At 73.0% G+C, this 20088-nt stretch carries 7 protein-coding genes; all 7 read left to right on the top strand.

Annotation, left to right across the window (positions count from 1 at the left end):
* Window positions 1-63: 63 nt before the first annotated feature.
* The gene (locus OG897_RS29240; protein ID WP_266661385.1) at window positions 64-762 is read left to right on the top strand and encodes a response regulator transcription factor; all 699 of its coding nucleotides are present in this window, start codon (window positions 64-66) and stop codon (window positions 760-762) included.
* 8 nt (window positions 763-770) lie between these two features.
* Window positions 771-2159, top strand: coding sequence for a HAMP domain-containing sensor histidine kinase (locus tag OG897_RS29235; protein WP_266661383.1), 1389 nt, complete (start codon window positions 771-773; stop codon window positions 2157-2159).
* 371 nt (window positions 2160-2530) lie between these two features.
* The gene (locus OG897_RS29230) at window positions 2531-4258 is read left to right on the top strand and encodes a cellulose synthase catalytic subunit (protein WP_266661381.1); all 1728 of its coding nucleotides are present in this window, start codon (window positions 2531-2533) and stop codon (window positions 4256-4258) included.
* 23 nt (window positions 4259-4281) lie between these two features.
* Window positions 4282-7308 carry an SGNH hydrolase domain-containing protein gene (locus tag OG897_RS29225; protein ID WP_266661379.1) on the top strand — a complete coding sequence of 1009 codons (3027 nt, stop codon included), beginning with the start codon at window positions 4282-4284 and terminating at the stop codon, window positions 7306-7308.
* 533 nt (window positions 7309-7841) lie between these two features.
* The gene (locus OG897_RS29220) at window positions 7842-11024 is read left to right on the top strand and encodes an amino acid adenylation domain-containing protein (RefSeq protein ID WP_266661377.1); all 3183 of its coding nucleotides are present in this window, start codon (window positions 7842-7844) and stop codon (window positions 11022-11024) included.
* Between the two features lie 128 nt (window positions 11025-11152).
* Window positions 11153-16828 (top strand): non-ribosomal peptide synthetase/MFS transporter, encoded by a 5676-nt coding sequence (locus tag OG897_RS29215; protein ID WP_266661375.1) that lies wholly within the window; start codon window positions 11153-11155, stop codon window positions 16826-16828.
* Window positions 16825-20088, top strand: a complete 3264-nt coding sequence (locus OG897_RS29210; RefSeq protein ID WP_266661373.1) for an amino acid adenylation domain-containing protein — start codon at window positions 16825-16827, stop codon at window positions 20086-20088. The genes OG897_RS29215 and OG897_RS29210 overlap by 4 nt, the downstream gene beginning before the upstream one ends.

The following is a 20088-nucleotide window of genomic DNA, read 5'->3' as shown; positions in this document are numbered from 1 at the left end:
GCAGACGGGCAGCACCCACAGCCCGGTGCCGTGACCAGGGACGACACCGGCGAAGATGATCACATGAGAGACGCAACGGAGCACCCCCGCACGGTGCTCGTCGCCGAGGACGACCCCGGTGTGCGCAGCACCCTGGACCAACTGCTGCGCTTCGAGGGGTACAAGGTGCTGCTGGCCACCGACGGGCTGGAGGCGCTCGCCCTCCTCGAAGGGGAGCGGCCGGACGTGGCCGTGCTGGACGTGGTGATGCCGAATCTGGACGGTCTGGGCCTGTGCCGGATGCTCCGCAGGCGCGGAGACCGGCTGCCCGTACTGGTTCTGACGGCACGTCATGAAGTGGGCGACCGGGTGGCCGGTCTGGACGCGGGCGCCGACGACTACCTGGCGAAGCCGTTCGCGACCGAGGAACTCTTCGCGCGGATGCGGGCGTTGCTGCGGCGCACCGAACCCGCCGAGGCGGCGGGCGAGCTGACGGTCGGCGATCTCGCCCTGGACCCCGAGGCGCGCCTGGCCTTCCGGGGCGGGCGTCAACTCGACCTGACCAAGACCGAGTTCGACGTACTGGAGCTGCTGCTCTGCCATCCGGGTGTGGTGCTCACCCGGTCCCAGATCTACGAGAGCATCTGGGGGTACGACTTCGACACCACCTCGCGGTCCCTGGACGTCTACATCGGCTATCTCCGGCAGAAGACCGAGCAGGGCGGCGAGCCCCGGCTGATCCACACCGTGCGCAGCGTCGGCTACACCGTGCGGGCCGCGTGATGGGAGCGGTGCGCACGGAAACCGGGACGAACCGCCGGGTAAGTGTCCTGCTCCGTACGAAGATCACCGCAGTGGTCGTCGCGGCCGCCGCGCTCGCCATGGCCCTCGCCGCGGTCATGTCGTACCGAGGTGTCAGCGATCTCGTGGGCGAGGAGCTGGAACGCGGCCTGGAGGACCGCATGCACACCGTCCACACGCTGGTCGTCGCGGGGCTCACCCCGCCGCCCCGGCGGGGCATCGCCGACCAGGTGGTCTCCGAGCGGGGAACGGTGCGCCGCCTCACCCCTTCCGGCCCGCGCATCCCGGTCTCGGCCGCCGCACTGCGGGTGGCCGCGACCGGGCAGGGCGGGTTCGTGGAGGACCTGGTCATCGGCGGCACCGAGTACGGCGTCCTCACCCGGCCGCTGCCCGGCGGGGGCGCGGTCATGGTGGCGCAGAGCTACGAGGGTGCGGCCCGCGTCGACGACGCGTTCCTGTGGCGGGTCACGGCCACGACCGCCGCCGCGCTCGCCCTGTCCGCACTGCTGAGCTGGTTCGTGGTCGGCCGGATCCTGCGGCCGGTGCGCAGGCTCGCCAGGACCACCGCGCGCATCACGGCCACCCGGGACCTCACCACCGAGCTGCCCCCCGCAGGGTCCGACGAGGTGGGCCAGCTCACCCGCAGCTTCGCCTCCATGCTCACGGCGCTGCGCCGCTCCCGCGACCAGCAGCAACGGCTCGTCCAGGACGCGAGCCACGAACTGCGCACCCCGCTCACCTCGGTGCGCGGCAGCGCCGAACTCCTGCAGCGGGGGCGCGGCAGGCTCGCCCCCGAGGACGAGGAGCAGATCCTGACCACCCTGGTCACCGAGACGGCCGCCCTCGACGACCTGGTGCGCGAACTCGTCGAGCTGGCCACCGACCGGTACACCGACGAGCCTCCGGAGGCCGTCGACCTGGCGGTCCTCGCCGAGGACAGCGCGCTCCGCCACCGCGCCAGGACCGGCCGTACCATCACCGTCACCACGGAGGATCCCGTTCCGGTACGGGCCAGACCCCGGGCCCTCCAGCGCTGCGTCGACAACCTCATCGGCAACGCGGTGAAGTTCAGCCCGGAGGGCACCCCGGTGGCCCTGCACGTCCACGGGTGCCGCCTGTCCGTGCGCGACCGGGGGCCCGGCATCGCGCCGGACGAACGCGAGGCCGTCTTCGACCGCTTCCACCGGGGCGCGCGCACGCAGGCCACCCCGGGGTCCGGCCTCGGTCTGGCGATCGTGCACGACAGCGTCACGGCGGACGGGGGCACGGTGTTCGCGACGGACGCCGCCGACGGCGGCGCGGAGGTCGGCTTCGTCCTCCCCCCGGCCGGACCACCGCATGCACCGGCCGTCGGGCGGCGGCTCCGCAGGCGGAGCTGACCCGGCCAGGACCGAAGGGACTCAAGGGACTCGGTCCCACAACCGCGCTCAGCCCCGGTCGAGGGGGAAGACCATGGCCGGGCGGGCGCGGGCACGAGTGTCACGAGTGTCCGGAGGGGCACGGGCACGCGTGTCCGCAGGGGCTCGGGCAGGAATGTTCCGGAGTTGTTCACCGGCGCGCGGCCGGGACCTCTCCCGGCGCGGAGGGCGAACCCTGTCGAATAGGGGCGGACCAGAGGTCTAAACCAATTGAGTCACGCCATTTCCCTGTCTCATTTACGAGCGTTGACCACTCATGGCGCAACTGGTCTAGACCTCTGGCAGTAAGGTGCACGACAGAAACACGCACATACACAGCCGTGGGGGGCTTTATGACTGTGCATCACCTTCCGCAACCTCCGTCCGACGACGAGCTGTACGGGTACTTCGGGCCGCAGCACCGCTGGGTGCTGGTCAGCACCTCGCTCGCCTTCGTCTGCACGGCGGCCACCATGTTCACCTTCGCCCTGCGCACTCCGGCCCTGTGGGCCTTCCTCGCCGTCCTCGGCCTCAACGTCGTGGCCCTCGCGCTCTCCTCCGTCAACAGCCTGCGCCGCCGCCGGCTCACCCGCAGCTCGCACGAACTCCTCGTGCACGCCTGGCAGCCCGCCGCGCCTCCCGGTGTCGACCTCTACCTGCCCACCTGCGGCGAGCCGCTCGACGTCCTGGCCAACGCCTACCGCGCGGTGTCCCGACTGGACTGGCCGGGCGAGCTGACCGTCTGGGTCCTGGACGACGGCGACCGGCCCGAAGTCGGCGCGCTCGCAGCCGAGTTCGGCTACGCGTACGTCGTACGGCCCGACCGGGGGCACCTGAAGAAGGCCGGCAACCTCAATCACGCCCTGACCCTCAGCAGCGCCGAGGTCGTCGCGATCCTGGACGCCGACTTCGCTCCCCGCCCGGACTTCCTCCGCCACCTCGTCCCGTATCTCGCCGACCCGGGTGTCGGCATCGTGCAGAGCCCCCAGTGGTTCGACACGGACGAGTCCATGAGCTGGATCGAGCGCGCCGCCGGTTCCGCCCAGGAGTGGTTCTTCCGCTGGATACAGCCCTCCCGCGACGTGAGCGACGCCGCCATCTGCTGCGGCAGCAACGCCGTCTACCGGCGCAGCGCCCTCGACCTGGCCGGCGGGTTCGCCCGCCTCGACCACAGCGAGGACCTGTACACCGGACTCGCCCTGCACGCCCGGGGGTTCCGCACCGTCTACGTACCGGTGCTCGTCGCCAAGGGCACCTCCCCCGAGTCGGTCACCTCCTTCGTCAACCAGCAGTACCGCTGGGCGATGGGCAACCTCCATCTGCTGAGCAAGCCCGTGCTCAAGGAGATGGGCGCGCCCTGGCGCATGCGGCTGTGCTTCGCCGAAGGCATCGTCGGCTACCTGACCACGGCGGTGAACACCTTCGTCGCGCCGCTGCCGCCGCTGGTGATGATGTTCTGGTACCCCGACGACGTGCGGCCCTGGCACGTACTGCCGCTGCTGGCCCCGCTGTGGCTCTGGCACGTGCTGCTGCCCCGCGTCAGCCGCACCCGCTGGCGGGTGGAGGTGATCCGGGCGAACGTCCTGACCAGTGTGGCCGCCGCCGTGGCGTTCGTGCACACGCTGCGCGGCCGCAGCGCCGCCTGGGTGCCCACCGGCGCGAAGGGCGCGGCCGCTTCGGGCGGCATGGCGCGCCGGGTGGTGGCCGTCTCGCTGGGCTGGCTGCTCCTCTCCCACGCGGCGGCCGCCGCGGGCCTGGTGCTGATCGTGGCGCGCAACGGCTGGGAGCCCACCTGGGGGCTGCTCCTCTACGTGCTGGTGCAGTGCCAGATCAACGTGCCGCTGATGCGCCACCTCTTCGTGGAGCTCCGCCCGACGACTTCCGGGCGCACCGGCACGAACTCCGGCCCGGCCACCGCCGTACGGGCGCTGCTCGCGCGCGCCGCCCGGTCGCTGCCCCGCTCCCCCGCCGCCGTGCTGCCCCGCCGCTGGCCCGAGACCCTGGCCGCCACCGTCCTCCTGCTGCTGATCGGCCTGATGGCGTCCGGCTGGGTCAACCCGATGCTCCCCTGGGCAAGTTGAACACCGCGAAAGGCTCTCCTTCCATGCCCTCCTCCGTGGCCCCCGGCCAACGGCAGTCCGCCGGGCGCACTCCCGCGCCGCCCGGCTCCAGCACCCCGCCGCCCACGACCCCCGGCACCGAGTCGGGACCCAGCCCGCACCGCTCGGCCTTCCGGCCCGACATCGAGGGGCTGCGCGCCGTTGCCGTGCTCGCGGTCCTCGCCTTCCACGCCGAGATCCCGGGTCTCCAGGGCGGCTTCGTCGGCGTGGACGTCTTCTTCGTCATCTCCGGCTACCTCATCACCGGCCTCCTGGTGCGCGAGGCGATCACCACGGGCCGCATCCGGCTCGGGGACTTCTTCTCCCGGCGGGCCCGACGGCTGCTGCCCTCCGCCGCCGTGGTCCTGGTCGCGGTGGCGGCGGTCGGCGCCTGGCTGACCGTGCCCCTGCGGCGTGCGGATCTGGAGCACGACGTGCTCGCGGCGGCGCTGTCCTTCGTCAACTGGCGGTTCGTCGCGCAGCAGACCGACTACCTCGCCGCCGGACACGACCAGAGCCCGCTGCTGCACTTCTGGTCCCTCGCCGTCGAGGAGCAGTTCTACTTCTTCTGGGCTCCGCTGCTGGCGGTCGCCGGGCTGTGTGTCGCACGGGCGGTGCGCAGGGGGCGTGCGGTGCGTGCCGCCGTGGCCGTGGTCGCGGCGGTGCTGGTCCTCGGTTCGTTCGTGCTGTCCCTGTACTGGACGCAGGGTTCGGCCTCGCTCGCGTACCTCGCGACTCCCTCGCGGATCTGGCAGTTCGGGGTGGGGGCGCTGCTCGCGCTGCTGCCCTGGCACCTGATGCGCGGGCCCCGGCCGCTGCGGCTGCTGTGCGGGTGGGCCGGGGCGGCGGCCATCGGCTGGTGCGTCGTCCGGTACGACCACACGACGCCGTACCCCGGATTCGCGGCGCTCGTACCGACCCTGGCCACCGCGGCCGTCATCCTGGCCGCGATACCCGGCCGAGGCGAACGCGACGTGCAAGGCGGCTACGGGGTGGGGCGTTTGCTGGCGATGCGGGCCCCGCGGGCGGTGGGGCGGCTGTCGTACACGCTGTACCTGTGGCACTGGCCGGTACTGGTGCTCGCCGAGGCCCGGCTCGGGACGCTCGGCTGGCCCGCGAAGACCGCGCTGACGCTGGCCGCCGTCCTGCCCGCGCTCGCCACGATGTACGGGGTGGAGCGCCCGCTGCGCCGCAGCCGTACGGTCTCCGCGTACACCCGGCGCGGTCTCTCGGTGGGCGTCACGGCGATCGTGCTGCCGGTCGCGCTCGCGCTGACGGTCGGCACGACGACGCTTCAACTGCTGGGAGACACCAAGCCGTTGGACCCGCAGAGCCTGCCCGCCGGCGCGGCCTCGGGACCGCAGCTGCTGGTACGTCAGCCGGGCGCGCCCCTTCCCGGGGGCCCGGTGGTGCCGGGGCCGGCCCAGGCGCGCAAGGACTTCCCGCCGGACGGCGGGTGCCAGGTCGCCCCGGCCGCGACCCGCAGCCCGGACTGCCTGTTCGGCGCGGTGAACAGTCCCGACCGGATCGTGCTGCTCGGCGACTCGCACGCCGGGCAGTGGTTCTCACCACTGCTCGGACTCGCCGCCGAGCGGGGCTGGGCGCTCCAGGAACTCGTCAAGCAGGGGTGCCCGCTGCCGAGGATCGCGGTGCACAGCCCGCAGCTCGGCCGCGCCTACCGGGAGTGCGACACCTGGCGGACGCACGCCCTGGAGCGGCTGCGGCAGCAGCCCAGGCCGCGCCTCGTGGTGATCTCCTCCCTGAACCGGTACACCGCCGACGAGAAGCTGCTGGCCCGGGGCTGGGAGGAAACCCTGCGTCCGCTGCGGGAGTTGGGGGTTCCGGTCGTCTACGTCGAGGACACGCCCGTGCCCGGCAAGGACGTCCCGGCCTGCGTCTCCGGTCACCTGGATTCGCCGGACGCCTGCGCGTTCAGCCGCCGGGAGTCGCAGCGGCCCGACCCGCTGGCCCGGCGCATCGCGTCGGGCGCACTGCCCGGTGTGCGCAGCGTCGGTGTGAACGAGGTGCTCTGCCCGGGCGACGGGCCGACCTGCCCCGCCGTACTGGACCGGGTGCTGCTCTACCGCGACGACGCCCACCTGACGAACGCGGCCGCCGTCGTCCTCGCCGCCCGGCTGGAGCGGCTGCTCACGCAGGCGGGCGCACTGCCCGCCTCGGGCACGACCGGGAATCCGGCGGGCCGGCGGCCGGGGCCCGACGGCTGGGTCCGGCTGCTGCGCGACGACTTCGAAGGCCCGGCGGGCAGCCCCCCGTCGCCCGCTGTCTGGCTCCACGACACGGGCACCTGCTACCCCGGCTGCCCGGCCCCGCAGTGGGGCACCGGAGAGATCGAGACGATGACCGCCTCGACCGACAACGTCCGCCTCGACGGGAAGGGAGCACTGGAGATCGTGCCCACCCGCAAGGACGGACGGTGGAGTTCGGGCCGGATCGAGACCCGGCGCTCCGACTTCGCCGCGCCGCCCGGCGGAACCCTGCGCATCGAGGCGTCGATCGCACTGCCCGACGTCACCGGGCCGAAGGCGGCGGGCTACTGGCCCGCGTTCTGGACCCTGGGCGCGCCGCTGCGCGACGGCTACACCGGCTGGCCGGGCGTCGGGGAACTGGACGTGATGGAGTCGGTCAACGGACGGGACACCGTCTTCGGCACCCTGCACTGCGGTGTCCTGGGCGGCGGCCCCTGCAAGGAACCGGCCGGTCTGAGCTCGGCCCCGCAGAAGTGCCCGGGGTGCCGCACGGCGTTCCACTCGTACGCCGTGGAGGTCGACCGCACCGTGGGCGCGGAGGAGGTGCGCTGGTACCTGGACGGGCGGGTGTACCACCGGGTGGCGGCGAGCCGGATGGACGCGGGAACGTGGAAGCGGGCCGTGGACCACGGTCTCTTCCTGATCCTCAACGTGGCGATCGGCGGCGAACTCCCGCGCCAGGACGGCGCTTCGCCCGGTCCGGCCACGGAACCGGGGCACCCGATGCGGGTCGACCACGTCACCGTGTCGACCCGCACGGCGTGAATCCCGCGGACCTGTCTCTTTCCAGCCAACTGGCCGCTCGGACGGGCCGCACCGTCGCCCGGGGGAACACCGGCCGTGGCGGCGGGAGAGGCCAGCGCGAACCGCTGGGAGGACGGCTCCGCTGAGCTGGGGCGGGTACCCCCGGGCGGACCGGGGGCAGCGGCCCGGCGGGTGGGCAGAAAGAGGCGGGTTCGGCATGAGTACGACGGCTGAATTCGGACTTTGGACGACCCTTGACGGTACGTGAGGGTTGTGCGAATCTCTCGACAGGTCTGGACCAATGGTTTTCATCAGGTGGGAACCACTGATACCCGGACGCCTCGGGAATGTGCCGATTTCGCGCGGTCTGAGCGCCCGCGAAATCGGCCGCTTCCCGTGGGCACCGCACCATACGGCGACCGGTGTACTCGCACCGGACTCCGTTGCTACAGAACGTCTTTGAGGTTCCCTGCTCCGACGTGCGTCAGCCCGTGCCCCACACCGTGCACGCACGCTCTCCTCCGTTCTGCTCCGACTTCCTAAGTGAGCCGCTCATGCCCGAAGCCCTCTCCCTGACCGACCGCACCCCGGCCTCCCCGGCCCAACAGGGTGTCTGGTTGACCGAACGGTTGGGGCTGGCCCGTGAGGCGTTCCACATGCCTGTCCGGATCTCGTTCCAACGGATCGACACGGCAGCGCTGGCGCACGCGGTGGATGCACTGACACACCGTCACCCGGCCCTCGCGGCACGGGTGGTGGAGAGAGACGGCGGGGTGTGGCAGGAGCCTGCGGCAGTACGGCCGACGCTGGTCGTTCTCGAAGCAGCTGCGGACGAGGCGGACGTGGAGAAGCAGTTGGCGGAACAGGCCGCGCTCCCCTTCGCCCTGGAGACCGGGCCGCTCAGCCGTTTCACCCTGTACCGGCGGCCCGACGCGAGCGCCGAACTCCTGATCACCGCACACCACGTGGTCTTCGACGGCAACTCCAAGGACGTGTTGGTCCACGACCTCGCCCAGGCATACGAGTTGCTCGCCCAGGCATACGAGTTGGCACCCCTGCCCCCGAACGGCGCACCGGTCGCGTCGCCCGCACCGCCGGATCTCGTACGCAGGGCCGCCGACCGGTACGGTCCGCGCTGGGCCACCGCCACCGAACCGGTTCTGCCCGGCGCACCGCGCCTCTCGACCACGGCACAGGGTGGCGAGACGACCGAGTGGCGACTCGACGTCATCGAAACCGCCGCACTGGCGGCGGCGTCCGACGCCTGCGGCACCACCGTCTTCGAGTTCCTGCTCGCGGCCCTGCACGGCCTGCTGCGCCGCTACGGCGGCGAGGCGGTGCCGGTATCCGTTCCGCTCTCCACCCGGACGCCCGAACTCGCCCGCGAAATAGGGCTTTTCGTGAACGAGCTGCCCGTCTTCCCGCCCGTCTGCGACGCCTCGCAGACCTTCGCCGACTTCGCCGGTGCCGTCCGGGCCGAGCTGCGGGCCCTGTACCCGTACCGCACGGTGCCCTTCGGCACGGCCGTCCCCGGACTGAGCCCCCGGGTCGGGCTGGCCCCCGTATCGCTCGGGTACCGAAGACGCGGCACCGGCCCGCAGTTCGCCGACACCGGTGCACGGATCGACTGGACCGTGCACAACCGCACCGCCCGCAACACCCTTCACCTCCAGATCGTCGAGGCTCCCCCGTCCCCGTACGCGTCCGGAACCCCTGGCGGCGGCCTCGACTTCAGTCTTCAGTACGACCCGGCCGCCCTCGCCCCGGACGTCGCCCGCCGGATCGCCGGGCACTTCAGGGCCCTGCTCGCCGGTGCGGTCGCCGCGCCGGACGCGCGGCTCGTGGACCTGCCGCTCCTGGACGCCACGGAACTCCGGGCCGTCACCACCGCGCCCAACGCCACCGAACGGCCCTACCCGGCCGACCGTACCGTCGTCGACCTGGTGCGCGACCAGGCCCGCGCCACCCCCGAGGCGCTGGCCGTCAGCGCTTCGGGAAAGGACCTGCGGTACCGCGAACTCCTTGCCCGCGTCGATCAGTTGGCGGCGGCACTGCGCGCCGAAGGCGTTCGGCCCGGCGACCTGGTCGCCCTCCATCTGGACCGCACCGCCGATCTCCCCCCGGCGCTGCTCGCCGTCCTCGCCATCGGCGCTTCCTACCTGCCGCTGGACCCCGGCTATCCGGACGAGCGCCTCGCGCTCGTCCTGGGCGACTCCCACGCCGTACTGCTGCTCGCCGACCGCGAACCGGCACCCTCGGTGGCCGCCGCCGCTCCGGCCGTCCTGCGCCTTCCCGCGCCGATCGGGCAGGGCCAGGAAGGGCAGGCAGGACCGGCAGGGCAGACGGAGGCTGCGTCCGGCAGCGACGTGGCTCGCCCCGACCACGTGGCGTACGTCCTCTACACCTCCGGCTCCACGGGTCGCCCCAAGGGCGTCGCGGTCGGCCACCGGGGACTGGTCAACCTCCTCACGTCCTTCGCCGACCTCCTCGGCTCCGGCCCCCAGCACACCTGGCTGGGTCTGACCTCGCTCTCGTTCGACATCTCCGCGCTGGAGCTCTTCCTGCCGCTGGTCACCGGCGGACGGCTGGTCCTGGCTCCGGACGGCCTCGCCGTCGACGGCCCCGGCCTGCTCGCACTGATCGGCGCACAGGGCGTCACCCACGTCCAGGCCACCCCGTCCGGCTGGCGGGTCATGCTCGCGGCGGGGGCCTCGGCGAACGCGCTCTCCGGCGTCACCGGGCTGGTGGGCGGCGAGGCCCTGCCGCTCGCCCTCGCCCACGAACTGGGCCGGTGCACCGCCCGGCTGTTCAACGTGTACGGCCCCACCGAGACCACCGTCTGGTCCACCTGCGCCGAACTCCCCGCCGGAAGGGCCGACAGCACCCAAGACAGCACCCAAGCCGAGCAGGTCGGCATCGGGCACCCGATCGCCAACACCCAGGTGTACGTCGTCGACGAGCAGCTCACCCCCACCCCGATCGGTGTCCCCGGCGAGCTGGTGATCGGCGGGGACGGCGTCGCCCACGGCTACCTCGGCCGTCCGGAACTCACCACCGGGCGCTTCGTGCCGAACCCGTTCGGCGCGCCGGACACCCGGTTGTACCGCACCGGGGACCGAGGTGTCCGGGCGGCCGACGGCTCCCTCCGGTTCCTCGGCAGGATGGACGACCAGGTCAAGATCCGCGGCCACCGGATCGAACTCGGCGAGATCGAATCCGCCCTTCTGGAGCATCCGGATCTCGCCCAGGCCGCCGTCGCCCTGTGGACCGACGACGACGGGGAACCCTTCCTCGCCGGTTACACGGTTCCGGCAGCCGGGGCCCGGCCCCCCGCGCCCGCCGCACTGCGCGCGCATCTGCTGCGTACCCTGCCCGCCGCCATGACGCCGCAGCGCTGGCTCACCCTGGAGCGCCTGCCGCTCACCCCGAACCGCAAGCTGGACCGACGCGCGTTGCCCTTGCCCCTGCCCCCGCACGACAACGAAACCGCACTCCCCCCGGCAGCCGACGACGGCGACGAGACGACCGCGACGGTCCGCCGGATCTGGGCCGAGGTGCTGCGCCTTCCCGAAGTCGGCCCCGAGGACGACCTGTTCGACCTCGGCGGGCATTCACTGACGGTCATTCAGATCGCGGCCCGCATCCGTGACGCACTCGGCGTGGAACTGGACTTCGACGTCTTCTTCGACGTTCCGACCCCGGCCGCGATCGCCGCCCTCGTGCGCGAGCGCCCGTAGGCGCCGCGTGGGGCAGACCGGGTGCGGGGCCACTGGCCCCGCACCCGGCCCACCGCGCCGCCCTGCCCGTGGCCGTCCTCCCACCGCTCTTCCTCGTCGCATTCGTCGAACGCCCGAACAGGAAACCGATGACGGATATCCAGGACCTGCCGACCGACTGGTCCGCAGCGAAACGTGCCCTGCTCAACCAGCGGCTGACCGGCACCTCGGCCCCCACCCGGACAGTGGCCCCGCGCCCGGACGGCAGCGCACCCCCGCTCTCCAGCAGCCAGGAACGGCTCTGGTTCATGGACCAGTTGGCCCCCGGCTCCACCGCCTACACGCTGGCTCCGGCCCGCAGGCTCCGGGGCCCCTTCGACCGCGCCGCACTGGACGCGGCACTGACCGACCTCGTGGCCCGGCACGAGAGCCTGCGGATGACCTTCCCCATTACCGAGGCCGGTACCGCCGAGGTCCGGGTCGCCGCGCCAGCGCCGTTCGCCGCCCGGCACCTGGACGCCGGGTCGGCCCTCGATCCGCAGGCGCACGCCGCCGCCGCACTCGGCGCGCTGATCGCCGAACCCTTCAACCTCCGGACCGGCCCGCTGCTGCGCGTCCTGGCGGTCCGGATCGCCGAGGACGACCACGTACTCGCCCTGGTGATGCACCACATCATCAGCGACGGCTGGTCGATCGACCTCCTGCACCGCGAACTCGACCTCCGCTACGCCCACCACGCCCACGGCACACCGGGTGAACTCCCGCTGCTGCCCGTACAGTTCGGCGACTACGCGCACTGGCAGCGCGAGCGGCTGGAGAGCGGGAAGCTCGCTGCCTCGCGTGCGCACTGGCGGGCCGAACTCGACGGCGTACCCGCCCTGGACCTGCCCACCGACCGGCCCCGCCCGCCGGTGCTCACCTTCGAAGGAGCGGCGACCGAGTTCCGCTGGAGCCCCGAGCTCGCCCGTCAGGTCGGCGAGGCGGCGCGGGCCCACGGCGCCTCCCCGTACATGGTGCTGATGGCCGCCTTCCAGGCGCTCCTCGGCCGCCACGCCGGACAGCGCGACTTCGCCGTCGGCTCCGCCGTCGCGGGACGACTGCACCGCGAACTCGAAGGTGTGGTCGGCGCGTTCGTCAATATGCTGCCGATACGGGCCCGGCTCTCGGCCGATCTCACCTTCGGCCGACTGGTCGGCAGGGTCCGCGAGACCACCCTCGACGCGTACGCGCACCAGGAGGTGCCGTTCGAGCAGATGGTCAAGGACCTCGCGGTGGAACGCGACGTCAGCCGCGCCGCCGTCTTCCAGACGACCTTCGCCTTCCAGAACTACGGCGACCGCGCCCCGGCCCCGGACTCGGCCCTGACGTCGGAGGGATTCGGCTACGAGGCGACCACCACCCATGCCGACCTCGCCCTCTACATGCGCGAGGAAGCCGACGGCGGCCTCTACGGACTGCTCACCCACCGCACCGACCTCTTCGACGCCGACACCGCCCAGCGACTCGTCGAGCGGTTCGAGCTGCTGACCTCGGCGGGCACCGCCGACCCGACCCTCTCCGTCGACCGGCTCCCGCTGCTCACCGCCGCCGAGCGGACGGCCGTACTGGAGACCTGGGCCGTCGGCCCCCCGCTGGAGGACGACGGGCCCGGCACACTCACCCGGGCCCTTTCCCGCACGGCGGCCCGGACACCCGGGGCACCGGTGCTGGTCCTGGGGGACCGTACGCTCACCTACGGCGAACTCGACCGCCGGGCGAACGCCATGGCCCGCCGCCTCCGGGCGCTGGGCGTGGGCCCCGACGACAGGGTGGCCGTCTGTCTGGAACAGTCGGCCGAGCTGGCGATCGCCCTGGTGGCCGTCCTCAAGGCCGGGGGCGGGTACCTGCCGCTCGACCCCGAACAGCCGCCCGCGCGGCTCGCCCGTCTGGTCGCGGACGCCGGGGCCCGGGTACTGATCACGGACACGGTGCTGCGCCCCCGGTTCGGCGACCACGCGGCGGCCGACCTGCTCACCGACGACACCGGCGACGCCGCGCAGTGGAGCGAGGCTCCCCTGAAGGAGGTCTCCGGCCCTGACCATCTCGCGTACGTGATCTACACGTCGGGTTCCACCGGTGCCCCCAAGGGCGTCGCGGTGCAGCACCGCCAGGTTCTCCACTACCTCGCGGGGGCGGGCGACCGGCTGCGGATCGAGCCCGGGTCGTCCTTCGGACTGTTGCAGTCGCTCTCCTTCGACTTCAGCGTGACGATGCTCTACCTGGCGCTGACGACCGGCGGGAGGGTGCACCTGCTGCCGCGCCGGATCGCGGGCGTGGAACTCGCGGCGGAGATCGAACGGGCGCGCATCGACTACCTCAAGATGACGCCCTCCCACCTCGCCGCGCTGACCGCCGACGCACCGCTCGAACAACTGCTGCCGCGCCGCGCGCTGGTCCTCGGCGGGGAGGCGAGCAGCTGGTCCTGGGCGGCCGGGATCGCCGCCCTGGGCCGGTGCGCGGTGTTCAACCACTACGGACCGACCGAGGCGACGGTGGGCATCACCGTCCACGAGGTCACCGCCGACGGCGTGAGCGCGCAGGGCCACACCCCGATCGGCAGCCCGCTGGCCGGTGGGCGCGGCTACGTGCTCGACGAGGCCCGCAGGCCCGTACCACCGGGCGTCACCGGCGAGTTGTACGTGGGCGGGGACCGGCTGGCCCGAGGCTACCTGGGGCGGCCCGACCTGACCGCCGAGCGGTTCCTGCCCGATCCGTACGCCGCCGGAGCCGATCCGTACTCCCCTGCGGAGAGGGGGCGGCCGAGCACCGCCGGCGGCCCGCGCATGTACCGCACCGGTGACCTCGCGCGCTGGCGCACCGACGGGACCCTGGAGTACCTCGGCCGCGCCGACGACCAGATCAAGGTCCGCGGCCACCGGGTCGAGCCCGGCGAGATCGAGGCCGCTCTGACCGCGCTGCCCGGCATCACCCAGACGGTGGTCCTGGCCCGGGGCGAGGGCGTCAGGCAGAACCTCGTCGCCTATCTGGAGCACCCGGGCGGCGGCGAACCGCCCGCAGCCGCGGAACTGCGGTCCGTCCTGGGCGAGGTCCTGCCGCAGTACATGGTTCCCGCCCGGTACGTCGTCCTGGAGCGGCTGCCGCTCCTCGCCCACGGCAAGGTCGACCGCAAGGCACTGCCCGAGCCCGCCGACGCACCGACCGCTGGCCTTCGCGTGGCCCCCGAGGGCGAGACCGAGCAGGTGATCGCCGCCCTGTGGGCGGACCTGCTGGACGTGGCGGAGGTCGGCGCGCTGGACGACTTCTTCGCCCTCGGCGGCCACTCCCTGCTCGCCACCCAGGTGGTGGCCAGGCTGCGGCGGGCCTTCCCCCACCTGGCCACGCCGGTCGGCGTCATGGACCTCTTCACGTACCCCACGGTGCGCAGGCTGGCCGCTCTGGTGGCCGCCCCGGAGGGCGAGCGCGGTCCCCAGCGGCTGCTGCACCGGCTGACGCCCGAGCGCCGCCCGGTGGCCGGCAGTGTGGTCTGCGCGCCCTACGGCGGTGGCAGCGCGCTGATCTACAAGCCGCTCGCCGAGGCGATGCCGTCCGACTGGGCCCTGCACTCCATCGCCGTACCCGGTCACGAACTGGGCGAAGAGGCGATGGACATCGACGAGGTCGCCCGGCTCTGCGCCGAGGAGATCCTCACCACGGTCACGGGACCGCTGGTGCTCTACGGGCACTGCGGGGTCGGCGTCCGGCTGACCATCGAGATCGCCCGCCGGGTGGAGGCGGCGGGCCGGGAGATCGACGCCGTCCACCTCGGGGGCATCTTCCCGTTCGCCCGCCCGAAGGGCCGTGGCGCGGCGCTGGCCGAGCGCTTCGCCGAGCTGGCCGCCCGTCTCCGCAGCGACCAGGGCATGATCAACGCCCTCGCTTCGGCGGGTCTCGACGTGGACGAGGTCGACGAGGACCAACTGCGGCTGATCGTGCGCAACCGCCGGGTCGGCACCAAGGACGCCGAGCGTTACTTCGGTGAGCTGTACGAGAGCGAGGGCGGGGCCCTCTCGGCTCCGGTGATCGCCGTCTGCGGCGACCGCGATCCGGCCACCGAGTTCTACCAGGAGCGGTTCCGCGAGTGGCACCGGCTCACCGGGACCGCCGCCGTGGTGGTGCTGGACGAGGCCGGGCACTTCTACCTCAAGTACCGCGCGCGGGAGCTGGCCGACATCGTCACCGGGGTGCACCGTTCGGTCGCCGCCGGTCAGGAGGCGCGTCACGAACGGACGGCCGACGCCACCTGGTGGCTGGCGGGCGTCTCCCGCGACGGCGTCCGCACGGATCCGGACCCACGGGCGGAGCCCGTACGGCCGACGAAGCCGGAAGCTTCCGTACGGCTGACCAAGCCGGAGGCATCCGTACGGCCGGGCAAGCCGGAAGCGGCCGAGCGGGCGGGCGCGTCGCGGAAGGGGCGCGCACGCCGACCCGTCCGCCCCACCATGGGACGCTTCCTGGCCGTCGCCACCGGTCAGCAGCTGTCGATGATCGGCTCGGCGCTCACCGAGTTCGCCCTGCCGGTGTGGATCTACCTCCAGACCGGCTCACTGTTCCAGCTCGGTCTGCTCGCCGCCTTCGGTCTGGTGCCCGGCATCGTGGTCGCCCCGCTGGCCGGTGCCGTCGTCGACCGGGGCGACCGCCGCACGGTGATGCTGTGGGGCGACGTCGCGGCCGGGCTCACCCAGGCGGCCCTGCTGGTGCTCTACCTCAGCGGCTCGCTGGAGATCTGGCACTGCTACGTGATGATCTCCGTGCTCTCCACCGCGCTCGCCTTCCAGCGCGTGGCCTGGGGCTCGGCGGTGCCGCAGCTGGTGCCCAAGCGCTTCCTGGGCCGCGCCAACGGTGTCGTACAAATGGCCCTCGGGCTCGCCCAGTTCCTCGTTCCGCTGATCGCGGTCGGCATCCTGCACGTGATCGGCCTCGGCGGCATCCTGGTCTTCGACGTCGTCAGCTACCTGATCGCCACCGGTGTCACGCTGGCGCTGCGGTTCCCCGACGTGATGGCCGCCACCCGCCGCGAGAGCGTGGGCGCCGAGATCCGGGCGGGCTTCCAACGGGCCCTCGGCAGCCGCCACTTCCGGGCGATGCTGTTCTGGTTCGCGGTGCTGAACATCTTCCTCTCTCCTCTGTTCCTGCTCGTCACGCCGTTGGTGCTCTCCTTCTCCACGACCGCCGCCGCGGGCTGGGTGGCCACCGCCGCCGGTCTGGGCGCCGTCCTCGGCGGTCTCACCCTGCTGGTGTGGGGAGGGCCGCGCCGGATGCGGCTGCGCGGTGTCCTGTTCGCCGCCCTCGGTCTCGCCTCGGCCTGCGTCGTCACCGGGCTGCGGCCCTCGGTGGCCGTGGTCGCCGCGGGCGCGTTCGGCATGACGTACGGGCTGGCTCTGCTCAACGGCATCTACGCGACGGTCGTCCAGACCAAGGTGCCGATGCGCTTCCACGGCCGGGTGATCGCGGTGAACACCATGGTCGCCTGGTCCACCCTGCCGGTCGGCTTCGCCCTGGTCGCTCCCTCGGGTCCCGGGCTGCTCCAGCCGCTGATGGACGAGGGCGGTGCGCTGGCCTCCAGCGTCGGCGCGCTGATCGGCACCGGCGACGGGCGCGGCATCGGCCTGCTCTACCTGGTGTTCGGTCTCGCCATGGCCGCACTGGTCCTGATCAGCTTCTGCATTCCCGTCCTGGCCCGCTTCGACCGGGAGGTCCCGGACGCCGACTCCGACGACCTGATCGGCCTCGAAACCCTGCGGTCCCGCGTGAACAGCGGCCGCGTGAACAGCGAGAGAACCTCATGAACTCCCCCGCACCGACAGCCCGTCATCCGCTGACCGACGAACAGCGCCGTCTCTGGTTCCTCCAGCAACTCGCCCCGCACGACGCCGGTTTCAACATGTACCTGAACCGGCGCTGGAGCGGACCCGTCGATCCGGCCGCACTCCGGGCGGCCCTCACGCGGCTCACCGCACGGCACCAGGTGCTGCGCACCCGCTTCGCCCTCGACGGCGAACAGCCCGTCCAGCTCGTGGAGCCCGTGCGTCAGGTCGACCTCGACCTCGTCGCGATACCGGACGCCACCGAGGAGTCGTTCACCTCAGCCTGCGCGCCCTTCGTCAACGACCCGTTCGACCTGGGCGCACGCCCACCGCTACGGGCGGTTCTGGTCAGTGCGGGCGAGCACGAACACGCCCTGGGCATAGTGGTCCACCACATCGTCAGCGACGGCTGGTCCTTCACCGTGCTGTGGCGCGAACTGCTCGCGCTGTACCGCGAGGAGATCGGCGAAGGCCGGGCCGGACTTCCTGACCTCGCACTGGAATACGGCGACTTCGCGCGCACCGAACGGGCCAGGCTGGACGCGGGAGCGGCCGACGAAGCGGCCCGGTACTGGAGCGCACGGCTGGCGGGCGTCAGCGCCCTGCGTATGCCGACGGACCACCCCCGGCCCGCCGATCCCGCCCACCCGGCCGGTTTCGTCGACCTCGCCCTCGATCCGGGTCTGGTCACCGCCGTCGACGCTCTGGCCCGTGAACAGCGCTGCACCCCGTTCATGGTGCTGCTCGCCGCCTACCAGTGCGTGCTGGCCCGCTGGAGCGGCACCTACGACTTCGCCGTCGGCACCCCGCTGGCGGGCCGCAACGAGACCGCCCACGAGGCGCTGATCGGCTACTTCTCCCGCACCGGGGTGATCCGTGCGGACCTCACCGGCGAGCCCGGCTTCCGTACCGTGCTGCGCCGGGTGCGGTCCGCCACGATGGCCGCGCTGAGCCACCAGGACGTCCCGGTCGAGCGGGTGGCGGCCGAACTGGGGCTGCCCGTACTGCCCGGCGCAGGACCGCTCTTCCAGGCGGTGTTCGTCCACCAGAGCCAGTTCGATCCGGCAGCCGTCGACGACCGGACCGCGCTCCCGTCGGGCGTCACCACGACGAGCATGGACTCCGGGTTCGACCGGGCCAAGACCGATCTGCTGCTGGACAGTTGGCGCACCCCGCACGGCGGGATGACGCTCTCGTTCTGCTTCGACAGGGAACTCTTCGAGCGCGCCACGGTCGAGGCCCTGGCCCGCCGCGTCCGCGCCCTCCTCACCCTGGCCGTCGTGGACGTGGACGTCCCGCTGCACGGTGACTGGCCGACGGCGGGCGAGGAGCGCGCCACGCTGCTCGCCCTCGGTGCCGGGCCCACCGTCACCGAGGACGCCCCTCCCGTCCTGCGCGGCTTCGCCGACCAGGTCGCCGTCCGGCCGGGCGCGCCCGCGCTGGAGTGTGCGGGCAGGACGCTCACGTACGCCGAACTCAACTGCGCGAGCGACGCGTTGGCCCGCCGGTTGGGTCCCGTGGCGGGCCGTGTGGTGGGCGTGCGGATCGAGCCGTCCTTCGAGCTGGTCACCGCTCTGCTCGCGGTCTGGAAGGCCGGTGCGGGCTACCTGCCGCTGGACCCCGCGCTCCCCGTCGAGCGCCAGAAGCTGATGCTCGGCGAGGCGGACGCGGCGCTGCTGGTCACCCGGGGCACCGAGCGCCCGGAGCTCGGCGTCCCGGTGCTGGCGGTCGGCGACTTGGACAGCGGAGCGGTCCGCGACGCGGGCACCGGAGCGATCGGCGACGCGGACAGCGGGGTGACAGATGCCGCACCGCCCGGGACCGTCCCGGGCGGCCTCGCCTACGTCCTCTACACCTCGGGCTCCACCGGCACCCCCAAGGGCGTCGCCGTCGAGCACGCCGCGCTGGCCGAACGCGTCCGGTGGATGGCGGGACCGGAGGGCTACCGGCTCGGTCCTGGCGACCGGATCGTCCAGTTCGCGTCCGTCGGCTTCGACACCCACGCCGAGGAGATCTGGCCCGCCCTCACCGTGGGGGCGTGCGTCGTCCTTTTGCCCGGCGGCGGCCGGATGCTGCCGGACCTGCTGCGTAGCGCGAGCGGCGGGTCCGTCACCGTACTCGACCTGCCCACCGCGTACTGGCAGGAGCTGGTGTCCCTCGGGGATCAGGCTCCGTGGCCGCCGGCGCTGCGGCTGGTGATCCTCGGGGGTTCCGAGGCGGACGCGGTCACCCTGGCACAGTGGCGGGCACGTCACGGTGACTCCGTACGGCTGGTGAACACCTACGGGCCGACCGAGGCCACGGTCATCGTCACCGCGGGCGACCTCGGGGGTGACGGCGCCGGGCGGCGTCCGCCGCTCGGCAGGCCGCTGCCGGGGGTGCGGATCCGCCTGTTGGACGAGCGCGGCCACTTGGTGCCCACGGGTTCCGAGGGCGAGCTGTACATCGGCGGCAGCGGGCTCGCCAGTGGGTACCTGGCCCAGCCCGAACTGACCGCCGGTTCCTTCCTGCCGGACCCGTACGCCGACGCACCCGACGCCCGGATGTACCGCACGGGCGACCGTGCCCGGTGGCGGACCGACGGGCAACTGGAGTTCCTGGGCCGCACCGACGCCCAGGTGAAGATCCGGGGGCATCGGATCGAGCCCGGCGAGATCGAGGCGGCTCTCACCGCGCACCCGGCGGTCGGGCAGGCGGCCGTGCACGTGCGGGACGGCCAACGGCTGATCGCCTACGTCGTCCCGCGACCGGCCGCGGGGCAAGGGCCCGCATCCGGGTCGGAACCCGTGCCCGGACCGGGGCCCGGCGAACTGCGCGAGCACCTGGCGCTGCGGCTGCCCGCCTTCCTGGTGCCGGACACCGTGGTGCTGCTCGACGCGCTCCCGCTCACCGTCAACGGCAAGCTCGACACCGCCGCCCTGCCCGACCCGGGCCCGGCGGGCCCGTCCGCCGGGTACCTGGCGCCGCGCAGCGACGCCGAGGCGCTCGTGGTGGAGCTCTGGCAGGAGGTCCTCGGCGTGCCGCGCGTCGGCGTCCTGGACGACTTCCTCGAACTCGGCGGCGACTCGCTCCTGGTCACCAGGATCGCCGCTCGCATCCGGGCCGGTGTCGGCCTCGACGTGTCGGTCCGCGACGTCTTCGACAGCCCCACGCCCGCCGCCCTCGCCGCCAGGATCGAGGCCCTGCTGATCGCGGAGATCGACGCCCTCAGCGAGGAGGAGACCGCCGAACGGCTGAGCTGA

The sequence above is a fragment of the Streptomyces sp. NBC_00237 genome, assembly GCF_026342435.1.
Taxonomy (GTDB): Bacteria; Actinomycetota; Actinomycetes; order Streptomycetales; family Streptomycetaceae; genus Streptomyces.
This window is presented reverse-complemented; position numbering and strand designations above follow the sequence as displayed.